Raw genomic sequence first — 12,732 nt, forward strand, 5'->3', positions numbered from 1 at the left:
GAAAACTCCGGGTACCCCCGCCGACCTCCGCTATCCCTGCCGGCCACCGCCCGGCCCGCGCTCGCCGAGCCGGCCGAGCTGGGTCTGGAACCAGTCGAGGCGGGCCTGCAACAGGGCGGCCTCGGCGACGAGTTCGGGCACTCCGAGCCCCTCGGGCACCGCGAGGTCCGCCGTCGGCAGCGCGGCGCCGCTGCCCGCCACCACCCGCAGCCCCTCCCCCGCCAGCCGCGCGAAGGAGGCGAGCGAGACGGACCTGCGGCCGCGGACGCAGCCCGCACAGGAGGGGGTCAGCGCGCACCAGCCCGGCCGGCCCCAGCCGGCGTCGGCCAGGGCGGTGGCGACCGCGCCGCACACGCAGGGGCCGACCGTGGCGGTCCGCACCCGCTGGCGGGCGTAGCGGAAGCCCCGCTCGAAGCGGATGTAGCGGCCGAGGACCAGGACCTCCAGCAGGACGGCCGCCCGGTGCTCGGCCGTGCACAGCAGCGCCTCGGCCGCCGTGCGGTCGTGCACGCAGTGGAAGCCGCAGTCGCAGCGGCGGTGCGGTGCCCGGTGGCGCAGCCCGTAGACACAGGACGCGTCGGCCAGGACCCCGTACGGCAGCGCGCCGCCCAGCGACACACCGGTGAACCCGGCCCGGGTGCCGTCCTGGGACAGCACCGGGTGGGCGATCTTGTATCCGGTCGGCGGCTCCGTCGGGCGTTCCTCCGGAAGCCGCAGTCTCATCGGGCCGCCGGAACCTCTTCGCGCGCGGACGCCTCGACGTCCTGGGTCTCCTCGGGCAGTTCGAGCTCTTCCTCACGGGTCTGCGGCTGTTCCTCCGCGACTCCGGTGGCCAGTGCCTTGCCGAGCTTCATGACGCCTCCATGGGCCGAGCCGATGACCGTCACGACCATGCTGACCCATGGCGGGCGAAATGGACATAGGGCCTGACCGGCCGCACCACAGCAACGCTTATCAATATCTCGTAGAAGAATTAAGTGGAGCTTCACTGTCGGCCCGCCGAGACTGAGGGCATGACGACTACCGCCCCCTTCGGCCGTGCCCTCTGCGCGATGATCACCCCCTTCACCGAGGAGGGCGCGCTCGATCTCGACGGGGCGCAGCGGCTCGCCGACCACCTGGTCTCGCGGGGGTGCGACGGTCTGGTGCTCTCCGGTACGACGGGCGAGTCGCCGACCACCACGGATGCCGAGAAGGCGGCACTGGTCGAGGCGGTGCGGGAGGCGGTGGGCGGCCGGGCGTCGGTCGTGGCGGGCGTAGGCACCTTCGACACCCGGCACACCGTAGAACTCACCCGGGAGGCCGAGAAGGCGGGCGCGGACGGCGTGCTGGTGGTCAGCCCGTACTACAGCAGGCCGCCGCAGGACGCGCTGGAGGAGCACTTCCGGACGGTCGCGGACGCCTCCGGACTGCCGGTCGTGCTGTACGACATCCCGGGCCGCACCGGCACCCGTATCCAGTCAGACACGATGATCCGGCTCGCCGAGCACCCCCGGATCGTGGCGGTCAAGGACTGCTCCTACGACTTCCTCGCGGCCCAGAAGGTGCTCTCCCGTACGGAGTTGGCGTACTACGCGGGCTGCGACGAACACAATCTCGCGCTGTACGCGGTGGGCGGCGCCGGATACATCAGCACCGTCGCGAACGTCGTACCGTCCGAACTCCGCGCCGTGCTGGACGCGTTCGAGGCGGGCGACACCGCCATGTCCACCCGCCTCCAGCAACGCGCCACGCCACTCATCGAGTTGATGATGTCGGCCGGTCTGCCCGGCACCGTCACCGCGAAGGCGCTCCTCAACGAGCTCGGTCTGCCGGCGGGAACCGTCCGTGCCCCGCTGCGGCCCGCCGGCCGCGAGACGGTCGCCGGGCTGCTGGCGGCCTACGAGGAGCTCACGGCCGAGTGACCGGTCAGGGCCGGGCGAATACCGGGTGTCCGTCCCGCCGAGAGGCTTTCCGGCAGCCGTACAGCCCTCGTGCCGTACGTTGTTGCCGTGAGCCGCCCCCTGCTGTTCCTCGACGTCGACGGCCCGCTCAACCCGTGGGCCGCACAGCCCGAACGCCGCCCGGAGGGCTATACGACGATCCAGGTGGCCCTGCACCCGGGCCGGGCGCTGCGGGTCTGGCTGAACCCGTCCCACGGCCCGGCACTGCTCTCCCTCGACTATGACCTCTGCTGGGCCACGACGTGGATGGACGCCGCCAACCGCTGGATCGCCCCGGTCGTCGGCCTGCCCGAGCTGCCGTACGTCGACTTCGGCGCGGGCCTGTTCGCGCTCCGGCCCGACGGGGTGCACTGGAAGACGGAGGCGATCGTGGCGTACGCCGAGGGCCGACCCTTCGCCTGGGTCGACGACGAGCAGAGCCAGGCGGACGAGGAGTACGTGCGAGCCCACCACCCCGGCCGCGCGCTCCTGCACCACGTCAACCCGCGGCTCGGCCTGCGGGAGGACGACTTCGCGGCGCTGGCGGAGTTCGCGGCGCGGCCCGGAACATGAGCGAGCGCCCTCCCGCGCGGGGCGGAAGAGCGCTCACCGGGACGCCGGGCGGCGTCAGTTGTGGCTGTGCAGGATCTCGTTCAGACCGCCCCAGACCGCGTTGTTCGGGCGGGCCTCGACCGTGCCGGTGACCGAGTTGCGGCGGAAGAGGATGTTGGAGGCGCCGGAGAGTTCACGGGCCTTGACGATCTGCCCGTCGGGCATGGTGACGCGGGTGCCCGCGGTGACGTACAGCCCGGCCTCGACGACGCACTCGTCGCCGAGCGCGATGCCGACGCCCGCCTCGGCGCCGATCAGGCAGCGCTCGCCGATGGTGATGCGGACGTTGCCGCCGCCGGAGAGCGTGCCCATGGTGGAGGCGCCGCCGCCGATGTCCGAGCCGTCGCCGATCACGACACCCGCGGAGATACGGCCCTCGACCATCGACGTGCCGAGCGTGCCGGCGTTGAAGTTGACGAAGCCCTCGTGCATGACGGTGGTGCCCGCGGCGAGGTGGGCACCGAGCCGCACCCGGTCGGCGTCGGCGATGCGGACGCCCTTGGGGGCGACGTAGTCCGTCATGCGCGGGAACTTGTCGACGGAGGTCACCTGGAGGTGCAGGCCCTCGGCGCGTGCGTTGAGCCGCACCTTCTCGATCTCGTCGACGGCGACCGGGCCGAGCGAGGTCCAGGCGACGTTGGGCAGCAGGCCGAAGATGCCGTCGAGGCTCTGGCCGTGCGGCTGGACCAGGCGGTGCGAGAGCAGGTGCAGCCGCAGGTAGGCGTCGTGCGTGTCGATCGGCTTCTCGTCGAGCGAGGAGATGACCGTGCGGACCGCGACCACCTCGACGCCCCGGCGCGCGTCCGGACCGATCGCCTTCGCCGCGCCCTCGCCGAGCAGCTCCACGGCCTTCTCGGCGGACAGCCGCTCGGTGCCGGCCGGACCGGGCTCTTCGCTCAGCGCGGGCGCGGGGAACCAGGTGTCGAGAACAGTGCCGTCGGCGGCGATCGTGGCGAGGCCCGCGGCCACGGCGCCGGTGGTACGAGGAGCAGTCGTGTCGGTCATGAGGGCAACCTAACCGCCCGGGCCCTGCCCAGGCCAACCGACAACCCACCCGTCTCAGGTAACGGGCGGCCCCCTTCTGGCCGACCTGCCGTGGTGGGTCAGGAGCGCGGCGGTGCTGCCGTGCGCTCGGTCCCGGAAGACGGACCCCGAGGCTTCCCCGACCCACGAATGCAAACGTATTTGCATATACTCTTATCAGTGCAGTCGCGATTGCGCTGCCGTGCCGATCCCTGTGAGGAGAGTGGGGCGCCGTGACCATGCATTCGGCGACCTTGGCCATCAACGAGACGCTGCGGGCCCGCCGGGCGGCGGGGGAGAAGGTGTTGCACCTGGGGTTCGGCGAGGCGGGGCTCCCGGTGCCGGATTCGGTCGCGCAGGTGTTGTCGGCGGCGGCCGGGCGCAACGGATATGGGGCCGTCGTGGGGTCGCTGGAGGCCCGCGAGGCCGCTGCCGGGTGGTTCAGCAGGCGTGGAGTGGAGACGGAAGCCGAGCAGGTGCTGTTCGCACCCGGCAGCAAGGCGCTGCTGTTCGCGCTGCTCGCCGCGCTGCCGGGGGACGTGGTGCTGCCGTGCCCGGCGTGGGTCAGCTACGCGGCCCAGACGGCGCTGGTGGGCAAGAGGACCATCAGCGTGCCGGTGCCGGCGGAGGCGGGTGGCGTTCCGGATCCGGAGCTGCTGGAGCAGGCGCTGGCCGACGCGCGCGCGGCCGGGGCGAACCCTGGTGTCCTGGTGGTGACGGTGCCGGACAATCCCACGGGGACGATCGCTCGCGAGGAGCACCTGCGTGCGGTCTGCGAGATCGCCGAGCGGCATGGTCTGGCAGTGGTCTGCGACGAGATCTACGCCGAGGTGTGCCACTCCGGCAAGGCACCGAGCGCCCTCGCCTATCTGCCCGAACGCACCGTTGTCACCAGCGGGTTGAGCAAGTCGATGGCTCTGGGCGGTTGGCGCATCGGGTTCGCCCGGGTGCCGTCGGGTCCCTGGGGCGAGCGGCTGATGGGCGAGCTGGTCGGGGTGGCCAGTGAGGTGTGGTCGAGCCTGGCCGCGCCGATGCAGGCCGCCGCCACGTACATCCTGCAGGATCCGCCCGAGGTGACGGCCCACATCGATGCCGCTCGCGGACTGCATGCGACGGTCGCGGCAGCGGTGTACGAGCAGTTCACGGCGGCCGGTGCGGTCTGCCGCCGTCCCGAGGCGGGCTTCTACCTCTACCCGGACTTCGAGCCGGTGCGGCCGGTCCTCGCCGCCCGGGGCATCGACACCGGCGCGGGGCTGGCCGCGGCCCTGCTGGAGGAGCACGGGGTCGGTGTGCTCGCCGGTGAGGCGTTCGGGGACGCGGTCGGCGGACTGCGCGCCCGGGTGGCCACCAGCCTGCTGTACGGGGAGTCCGAGGCGGAGCGCTGGGAGGCGTTGCGCAGCGACGACCCGCTGCGGCTCCCGTGGATCGCGGCCTCCCTGGAGCACCTGCGCGGAGCGCTCGCCGCGCTGACGGCGCGGGGCTGAGGTGTGCGTCCGCCGGGCGGACCGCACGGGTGTGGTGCGGCGCCGGCGGACGGCGGGCTACGGCAGAGGTGTGTCCGGGGCGTAGGCGCCGAACTCCGTCAGCAGTTCCTCTTCCTGCAGCAATGTCGAACGCGCCTGGTGCCCGCGCAGTTGGGCGACCCCGGCGGCGAGCGCCTGGACCAGCGCGGTGAACGCGGTCAGCGAGCGCAGCACCGACGGACTGGAGGCATCGACGAAGAAGACCTGCTCGGCCGAGGACGCCAGGGGTGAGGAGGGGTTGTCGGTCAGCGCCACGCAGCGGGCTCCGCGCGATCGGGCCCAGGCCGCGGCCCGCACCGTCTCCGCGCTGTAGCGGCGGATCGCGATGGTCACGAAGCAGTCGCCCTCGCGGACCCGGCGCAGGTCGTCGGTGAGCGTGCCCGTGCCCAGCGTGACGGTTTCGACGTCCCCGCGCAGCATCCGCAGCAGGTAGCCGAGCAGATAGGCGGGGGCGTGGCACTTGCGCAGGCCCATGACGTGGACGCGGGGAGCCTCGGCCAGCGCCTTGACGGCGGCCTCCCAGGTTTCGGGGTCGATCCGGGCGAAGGTGCGGGCGATGTTGGCCCCTTCCGCCGCGGCCGCCTGTTCGAGCAGGTTTCCGCCGTCGGCCGCCAGCTGCTCCAGGTTGTCGTAGCGGCGCAGCAGGTGCACCTGTTCGCGCAGGTGCTCCCGGCACAGCCTGGTCAGCCCGGGGTAGCCCTCGAGGCCGAGGCTGGTGGCGAAGCGCACCACAGTGGCCTCGTTGACGCCGACGGCGGAGGCCAGCTCCGAGATGGTCATGAAGGCCACGCCTTCCGGGTCGGCCATGACGCGGTCGGCCAGGAGCCGCTGGGAGCGGGTCAGCGGCGTCGCCGGGTTGTGGAGGGTGGCGACGAGCGCGTCGTAGGTCTGCGGAGGTCGCCGCGATGCTGTGGCCATACGAGGAATTCTCCCCCGGAGCGGCCGTGTCGCGGCCGCGGGGTCACCCGGTGGCGGCGCCGGCACGCCCGTGTGCGAAGTCCGACAGCGCCATCTCGGCGGTCTTCCCGGCCGGTCCGCGCACCGTGATCCGGTCGTCGGTCAGGTCAGCCACCACCGAGCACAGGGTCATCAGCGGGTCGGTGCCCGCGGCCGTGCGGTGCACCCCCTGGGGCAGCGGCGCCGAGGTGAGGATGTCCAGGAACCACTGCGCGCCGAGGTCGTCGGCGGGGACCGGCAGAGCGCTCAGGACCTTGCCGCGTGCGACGCTCTCCTCGAACTGGCCCAGGCTGCGGGCCGCCTGCGCGCCGTCGTTCGCGGTCGCGGCGGCGCTGGGCGCGTCCGCCGGGTCGGGCAGGTGGCGCAGGTGGTTGGTGTGCCAGTGCAGGGGATGGTGGACCGGGTCGGCCTCCACCACGGCGGTCCGTCCGGCGACGCTCTCCACGACGACGACTCGGCCCTCGGCACGGTCGCCGATCGTGTAGGCGAAGCCGCCGGCACTGGGGCGGGTGCGCAGGTGGTCGACGGCGGCGTCCAGGGTCGGGGCCTGCTGCAGGGCGCGGGCGACGAAGTGCCGTCCCGGGGCGTCGGCCGGACGCGCGGCCTGGACGTGGTTGATGCCCCAGACCAGACCGTTGCCCGTGGCCGTGAAGGTATTGGCGGGAAGGAAGCCCGGATACCACTGGACCGTCACCGGCGCATCCCCGTCGACGAGCAGGGTGAGCAGCATCAGCCGGCCGCCGAGGGCGGGCGCCCCGTCCTCGTTGTGCGCGACGTACGAACGCGTCCGGCGCCAGCCGAGGTCCGTGCAGCCGGTGCCGTCGTCGACCCCGAGGTCGCCGCGGAGGTTGGCCAGCAACAGGTCGTGGAAGTCCGCGCCGGCGCCTGCGGCGAGGGCGCGCAGCTCGGCCAGTTGCGTGCCGCACGCCGCGTGCGTGGCGTCGAGCAGTCGGCCGACCCGGATCCGCCCCCGTTCGGTCGCCGCCCAACGGCGCAGCGCGGAGCGTTCGGGCAGGGCGTCCTGCACGGCGTGGACCTCGGCGCGGGCGGCTTGGCCCAGGGCACGGAACACCTCGGTCCGCTCCCCGGAGACGACCAGCCACCGCAGCCCGGCGAGTTCGTGCTCACGGATGCCTGCCGCCATCTTCCGACCTCCTGCCGGTTGGGCCGCGCCGACCGCTTCCGGGGACGCGCTCGCCGCAACCCGTGGCGTAAATTCAATTGCAGAGATAGTACACTTTGCAATTCTACTTGCACATCTTGGTTCCCGCCCCTTTCCCCAAGGTCAGGCCCTGGCAGCCGGGCGCGCCCCGCTCAGCCCGTCGTGGGGGTCGGGGAGTTTGAGGACGAGGCCGTTCAGGCCGAAGGGGGGTCTGGGGGCGCAGCCCCCAGCGGGGCCGAAGGGGCTGCGCCCCTGGGACGGGACGGGTGGGGGCGGCGGGGGTGAGGAACTTCTGCGGCGACGGCCACGGGGCGGCCGGCAGTCCGGCCCCCGGCCAGCAGGACCGCACCCCCGGCCAGTACCCCCAACCCCGCACACACCGGCCACAACACCCCCGGCGCAGCCGCATACACCACCCCACCCAACGGCGCAGCCAACACCACCCCGCTGATCGACACCCCGGCATACAGCGACTGAAACCGCCCGAGCACATGCTCCGGTGCCTGATCGGCGACATAAGCCGTAGCGGTCGTCTTGTACAACACCTCCCCCACCGTCAACAGCCCCATCATCACCACGGCCGCCCCCACCCCGGCCCCCACCAACAGCACCCCGTATCCCCCACCGACCAACAACAGCCCACACCCCACGATCCGCAACGGCGACCGCCGCCGCAGCACCACCGCCACCGGCAGCTCCAGACACAGCAGCACTCCCCCGTTGATCGCGAGCAGCGCCCCGTACACCCGTGCATCCATCCCGTGGTCCGCGAGAAAGAGCGGAAACGTGGAGTACTGCTGCCGATAGACGACGTCGATGACCAAAATCGCCGGCAACAGCACCAGCACCGCGGGCCGAGCCCGAAGCGCCGCCCACACCCCGCCCCGCTCCACCCGCACCGCCCGCCCCCGCACGGCAGCCCCCCGCGCCGGCACCACCCGCGCCGTCCAGCACGCCAGCCCCAGGCTCCCGAGCCCCTCGGCGACGTACAGCCAGCCGTACGAGAAGCGTGTGGCGACCAGCGCCCCGAGCAGCGGGCCCAAGGTGAACCCCCCGTTCGCCGCGGCCCGCACCACCGCGAACGCCTGCCGCCGTGCCCCTTCGGGCACGATGACCGCGACGAGCGCGGAGTTGGCCGCGCGCTGCACCCCGGACGCGTACTGGGACAGCGGCAGCGCAGCGAACAGCAGCGAGGTCGGCAGCAGCGGTACGGCGGCCAGGACCAGCCCGGACACCGCCGCGCCCGCGAGCAGCACCCGCCGGTGCCCGAACCGGTCCCCGTACCAGCCGCCGGTGAAGTTCCCCGCGACCAGCCCGACCCCCGCGACACCGCTGAGCAGGCCCGCCTGGCCCGACCCGAGCCCCCGTGGCCCGGTCAGGTACAGGAACGTATAGGCGAAGCTCACGCTCACGACCATGTTCACGAAGGTCCCGCAGGCCAGCAGCCAGACCGTCCGCGGCACTTCTCGCAGACCTCGCACTCGTCCCCCCAGTGAGTTCCTTTTAGGAACTTACTATGGAGGCATGACAACCTCAGGTCAACCACGACCTGTGCACGAAGGGACGGCAAGCCATGGCCCGCAGGACGAGCCTGGAGGACGCCACCTGCGCCATCGCCCAGGCACTGGACGTGGTGGGCGACTGGTGGACGCTGCTGATCGTCCGGGACGCGGCACGCGGGGTGCACCGCTTCGACGCGCTGCAGGCCGAACTCGGCGTGTCCAGAAAGGTGTTGACCGAGCGGTTGCGCCTTCTCGTCGAGGCGGACGTGCTGTCCCGGGTGCCGTACCAGGAGCGCCCCGTGCGCCACGAGTACCGCCTCACCCCGCGCGGCCGTGCCCTGCTCCCCGTCCTGATCGCCCTCCAGGACTGGGGCGACACCTGGGTGCTGGGCGACGGAAGCACGACGGCCACGGCGGCGGAGGCCTCCGCGGAGGCCCAGCGGGTGCACGAACTGGTCGGCGAGCGGATCCCCGAGCTCCAACTCCCGGGCCACACCGGTGAGTTGCTGGACCCGGTCGCCGCCGACAGCCCGTACACCGTCCTGTACTGCTTCCCCGGCGCCTACGCCCGCGGCGACTCCTATCCTCCGGGCTGGACGGACATCCCCGGCACGCCGGGCTGCACCCTGGAGTCCTGCACCTACCGCGACCGGCTGGCCGAGTTCACCGCCGCGGGCGCCGCCGTGCACGGCGTCTCCACCCAACGCCCGGACGAGCAGCGGGCGTTCGCGGAGAAGGAGGGGCTGCGCTTCCCGCTGCTGTCGGACGCCGGCCTGTCCCTCATCGCCGCGCTGCGGCTGCCCACGTTCCGCGCGGCGGGGGCCAGCAGGCTGAAGCGACTCACGCTGGTCGTGGACCGGGAGCGGGTCGTACGAGAGGTGCAGTATCCGGTGACGGACATCGCCGGGAGCGTGGCGGCCGCACTGGCCACGGTCCGGCGTCTCGCCTCGGAGGAATGACGCGGGCGGCCCCGCGCTCGCCTCGTGAGGCGGAACAAGCCGCCGACCAGGACCTTGTCACCCTCGACCGGCCGCCTGGGTGATCGCCTGGCAATGACCCGCCCGGCGAGGACAAGACGGGCGGGAGCGCCCGGCGGCGGTCTCGACCGGAGGCCGGCGAGTTCCCCGCCCGGCGGGAGCGCGAGGGCACCGGTGGAGCGATGCCGGTTCCTGGGGCGCCGGAGGGTTCACGGTCCCCAGGAAGGCCGGCGCCGGCAGACGAGCACAGGCGGCGCCCGTCAATGGGCCCGGGGGATCATCCGCGCCAGCACCTCGCGCGCGTACTCCTCGTCGTAGGGCACCCCCGTCAGCAGCACCTGCAGACAGATGCCGTCCATCAGCGCGACCAGCGCCCGGGCCGTCACCGGGTCGGTGTGCCGGGCGATCTGCCGGGCGACGTCCTCGGCCCATTCGGCGGCCACCGGGCGCAGGGCGGGGCGGCGCAGGGCGGCGAGATACAGCTCGTACTCCAGCTCGACACCGGTACGGTCGCTCGCGAGCCACTCGCCCAGGCAGCCCGCGAGTTCGGCGGCGAGGTCGGGCCGCGGATCCTCCAGGCCGCCGCGCGAGGCGACCACCTTGGCGAAGCCCTCGCTCGCCTGCCGCAGGGCGGCGACCATCAGCTCGTCGAGGGTCTTGAAGTGGTACGTCGTCGAGCCGAGCGGCACGTCGGCCTCGGCGGCGACGGAGCGGTGACTCAGCCCTGCCAGGCCCTTCTCGCCCACCACCCGGATCGCCGCGTCGATGATCCGCTGCCTCCGGTCGGGGTCGTAGCGGCGGGCCATCAGTGCGCGCCTCCCAGATTGAGCACCACGACCCCCACGATGATCAGCGCGATCCCCACGGCCTTCTGGACGGTCATGCCCTCGCCGAGGAAGAGGATGCCGATGGCCACGATGGCCGCGGTGCCGAGGCCGGCCCAGATCGCGTAGGCCGTGCCGACCGAGATGGTCTTCAGCGTCTGGGCGAGCAGCCAGAAGGAGGCGCCGTATCCGGCCAGCGTCAGCACGGAGGGCCACAGCCGGCTGAAGCCGTGGCTGAACTTCATGGCGGTGGTGCCGCCCACCTCGGCGGCGATGGCCGCGAGGAGCATCAGGAGTGCCATATGTACGAGTGTACACAATGATGCGTACGTCCGTACACAACGCCATGCCGACGCCGGGAAATGCGTAGCCCTGCATTCCGGATGAGGAGGTTCAACTTTCATGGAAATCGCTCGCTTAAACGACTCCCCGCGATCCCTTCACTCCACTAAGGTTTCACCGCTCACTCACCACACCCTCACCTCATCCCCGGCCGCCGCCTCGGGCGCCGCTGGAGGAACAGCGCATGCCAGAAACCACCCCCCAGCCACCCCGGAACCAGCCCTGGGAGAACGGCTGGACCCCTGACACCTCCCGAGCCCCGGGAACCCGAAGACTCTGGCTGGCCGGCGCACTGGCCCTGTCGACGATCGTCGCCTGCGCCACGGCGATAGCCGTGATGGACAGGGACTCCGACCGCCCGACGCAGGCGTCCGGGATCCCGTCGTCGGCCGTCGCCGAAACGCCCCCGGGTCTGATCTCCTTCGCCACCCCGTCCACGGACGGCGTCACGACGCCCGCCGGCAAGAGCGGCCCGTCGCCCGCGCGGACCAGCACGTCCCCCTCGCCCAGTCCGCACGACTCGGCGGCGGGCGGCAGCAAGCCGTCCAAGCCGCCCACCTCTCATACGAGTTCGCCGAGCCACTCGAAACCGTCGGCCACCTACCGGTCCGTGCAGTCGGTGAACTACCCCGGCCGCTACTGGCATGTGAGCGGCGACTACGTGAAGCTCGACCCGCCGGCCGGCTCGGAGTCCCGCCAGGACTCCACCTTCAAGGTGGTCAAGGGCCTGGCGGACAGCTCCTGTTACTCATTCGCCACGCACGACGGCAAGTACCTGCGCCACCGCAACTTCCTGCTCCGCGACGAACCGAACGACGGCTCCCACCTCTTCAAGCAGGACGCCACGTTCTGCCCCCGGGCCTCCGCATACTCGGGCGCGGTCATGCTGGAGTCGGTGAACTATCCGGGCCGGTTCCTGCGGCACCAGAACTTCCAGCTGAAGCTGGATCCCTACCAGTACGACGACGTCTACCGGGCGGACTCGGCGTTCCGGTTCGTTGCCGGGCTGGCCTGAGGACACGAGAACGGCGACGCCCTCAGGGCGTCGCCGTTGTCCTTCAAGCAGCGGGGGTACCTCAGACGTTGAACCCGAGCGCCCGCAGCTGCTCGCGGCCGTCGTCCGTGATCTTGTCGGGGCCCCACGGCGGCATCCACACCCAGTTGATGCGCAGCTCGCTGACGAGGCCGTCCGTGGCGGACTTGGCCTGGTCCTCGATGACGTCCGTCAGCGGGCAGGCCGCCGAGGTCAGGGTCATGTCGACGGTCGCGATGTTCGCGTCGTCGACGTGGATGCCGTAGATCAGGCCGAGGTTGACGACGTCGATGCCCAGCTCGGGGTCGACGACGTCCATCAGGGCCTCGCGGAGCTCCTCCTCCGAGGCCGGCTTCATCTCCACGGTCTCGCTCATGCGGTCTTCCTTTCGGCGTCGGCTCCGCCCAGGGCCTGGGCCGTCGCGTCCTTCCACGCCATCCAGCTGAGGAGGGCGCACTTGACCCGGGCCGGGTACTTGGAGACACCGGCGAACGCGACCGCGTCCTCCAGCACCTCCTCCATCGCGTCGTCCGGCTCGATCCGGCCCTTGGACTGCATCAGCTCCAGGAAGGTCTCCTGGATCTTCTGGGCGTCCGTCAGGTCCTTGCCGACCAGCAGTTCGTTCAGGACGGAGGCCGAGGCCTGGCTGATCGAGCAGCCCTGGCCCTCGTAGGAGACGTCCTCGATCTTCGTGCCGTCGTACTTCACGCGCAGGGTGATCTCGTCGCCGCACGTCGGGTTCACGTGGTGCACCTCGGCGTCGCCATCCCGAAGACCACGCCCGTGCGGGTTCTTGTAGTGGTCCAGGATGACTTCCTGGTACATCGAGTCCAGCTTCACTGTCTCAGCTCACGT

General features: G+C 71.9%; 15 protein-coding genes. 5 read left to right on the forward strand and 10 right to left on the reverse strand.

Annotated features, from left to right (window positions below; translation table 11 throughout):
- Positions 1-30: 30 nt before the first annotated feature.
- Both ACFY1E_RS34555 and ACFY1E_RS34560 read right to left on the reverse strand, forming a co-directional pair.
- Complete coding sequence (locus ACFY1E_RS34555) at positions 31-723, reverse strand: hypothetical protein (RefSeq protein ID WP_389083113.1); 693 nt, start codon at positions 721-723, stop codon at positions 31-33.
- Positions 720-854 carry a hypothetical protein gene (locus tag ACFY1E_RS34560; protein ID WP_389083116.1) on the reverse strand — a complete coding sequence of 45 codons (135 nt, stop codon included), beginning with the start codon at positions 852-854 and terminating at the stop codon, positions 720-722. The genes ACFY1E_RS34555 and ACFY1E_RS34560 overlap by 4 nt, the downstream gene beginning before the upstream one ends.
- A 159-nt stretch (positions 855-1,013) precedes the next feature.
- On the opposite strand from ACFY1E_RS34560, the gene dapA reads away from it, so the two are divergent.
- Together dapA and ACFY1E_RS34570 are read left to right on the forward strand one after the other, a co-directional pair.
- On the forward strand, positions 1,014-1,904 hold the full coding sequence (gene dapA, locus ACFY1E_RS34565; protein ID WP_389083119.1) for a 4-hydroxy-tetrahydrodipicolinate synthase: 891 nt from the start codon (positions 1,014-1,016) through the stop codon (positions 1,902-1,904).
- 87 nt (positions 1,905-1,991) lie between these two features.
- Positions 1,992-2,495: a hypothetical protein gene (locus ACFY1E_RS34570; protein ID WP_389083121.1), complete on the forward strand. Its 504-nt coding sequence runs from the start codon at positions 1,992-1,994 to the stop codon at positions 2,493-2,495.
- A gap of 54 nt (positions 2,496-2,549) precedes the next feature.
- Here ACFY1E_RS34570 and dapD read toward each other — a convergent pair whose 3' ends face one another.
- Positions 2,550-3,539, reverse strand: coding sequence for a 2,3,4,5-tetrahydropyridine-2,6-dicarboxylate N-succinyltransferase (dapD, locus tag ACFY1E_RS34575; RefSeq protein ID WP_389083123.1), 990 nt, complete (start codon positions 3,537-3,539; stop codon positions 2,550-2,552).
- 257 nt (positions 3,540-3,796) lie between these two features.
- Between dapD and ACFY1E_RS34580 the strand changes: the two genes are divergently transcribed.
- The gene (locus ACFY1E_RS34580; protein ID WP_389083341.1) at positions 3,797-5,041 is read left to right on the forward strand and encodes a pyridoxal phosphate-dependent aminotransferase; all 1,245 of its coding nucleotides are present in this window, start codon (positions 3,797-3,799) and stop codon (positions 5,039-5,041) included.
- Positions 5,042-5,098: 57 nt separating this feature from the next.
- On the opposite strand, the gene ACFY1E_RS34585 is transcribed toward ACFY1E_RS34580, so the two are convergent.
- The 3 genes from ACFY1E_RS34585 to ACFY1E_RS34595 all read right to left on the reverse strand — a co-directional run bounded on the left by ACFY1E_RS34585 (position 5,099) and on the right by ACFY1E_RS34595 (position 8,671).
- Positions 5,099-5,998: a MurR/RpiR family transcriptional regulator gene (locus tag ACFY1E_RS34585; protein WP_389083126.1), complete on the reverse strand. Its 900-nt coding sequence runs from the start codon at positions 5,996-5,998 to the stop codon at positions 5,099-5,101.
- Positions 5,999-6,041: 43 nt separating this feature from the next.
- Complete coding sequence (locus ACFY1E_RS34590; RefSeq protein WP_389083128.1) at positions 6,042-7,181, reverse strand: C45 family autoproteolytic acyltransferase/hydolase; 1,140 nt, start codon at positions 7,179-7,181, stop codon at positions 6,042-6,044.
- A 212-nt stretch (positions 7,182-7,393) separates the two neighbouring features.
- Positions 7,394-8,671, reverse strand: a complete 1,278-nt coding sequence (locus ACFY1E_RS34595) for an MFS transporter (protein ID WP_389083343.1) — start codon at positions 8,669-8,671, stop codon at positions 7,394-7,396.
- A 101-nt stretch (positions 8,672-8,772) separates the two neighbouring features.
- Between ACFY1E_RS34595 and ACFY1E_RS34600 the strand changes: the two genes are divergently transcribed.
- Positions 8,773-9,660 (forward strand): winged helix-turn-helix transcriptional regulator, encoded by an 888-nt coding sequence (locus ACFY1E_RS34600; RefSeq protein WP_389083130.1) that lies wholly within the window; start codon positions 8,773-8,775, stop codon positions 9,658-9,660.
- A gap of 278 nt (positions 9,661-9,938) precedes the next feature.
- Here ACFY1E_RS34600 and ACFY1E_RS34605 read toward each other — a convergent pair whose 3' ends face one another.
- Positions 9,939-10,484, reverse strand: coding sequence for a TetR/AcrR family transcriptional regulator (locus ACFY1E_RS34605; RefSeq protein ID WP_389083132.1), 546 nt, complete (start codon positions 10,482-10,484; stop codon positions 9,939-9,941).
- Positions 10,484-10,804, reverse strand: a complete 321-nt coding sequence (locus tag ACFY1E_RS34610; RefSeq protein ID WP_389083135.1) for a DMT family transporter — start codon at positions 10,802-10,804, stop codon at positions 10,484-10,486. Before ACFY1E_RS34610 ends, ACFY1E_RS34605 begins: the two co-directional genes overlap by 1 nt.
- A 224-nt stretch (positions 10,805-11,028) precedes the next feature.
- On the opposite strand from ACFY1E_RS34610, the gene ACFY1E_RS34615 reads away from it, so the two are divergent.
- Positions 11,029-11,859: an AbfB domain-containing protein gene (locus ACFY1E_RS34615; protein ID WP_389083137.1), complete on the forward strand. Its 831-nt coding sequence runs from the start codon at positions 11,029-11,031 to the stop codon at positions 11,857-11,859.
- A gap of 61 nt (positions 11,860-11,920) precedes the next feature.
- Here ACFY1E_RS34615 and ACFY1E_RS34620 read toward each other — a convergent pair whose 3' ends face one another.
- Positions 11,921-12,253: a metal-sulfur cluster assembly factor gene (locus ACFY1E_RS34620; RefSeq protein WP_030403776.1), complete on the reverse strand. Its 333-nt coding sequence runs from the start codon at positions 12,251-12,253 to the stop codon at positions 11,921-11,923.
- On the reverse strand, positions 12,250-12,717 hold the full coding sequence (gene sufU / locus ACFY1E_RS34625; protein WP_115908855.1) for a Fe-S cluster assembly sulfur transfer protein SufU: 468 nt from the start codon (positions 12,715-12,717) through the stop codon (positions 12,250-12,252). The genes ACFY1E_RS34620 and sufU overlap by 4 nt, the downstream gene beginning before the upstream one ends.
- Positions 12,718-12,732 lie beyond the last annotated feature (15 nt).

Source organism: Streptomyces sp. NPDC001604, from assembly GCF_042893475.1.
Taxonomy (GTDB): domain Bacteria; phylum Actinomycetota; class Actinomycetes; order Streptomycetales; family Streptomycetaceae; genus Streptomyces.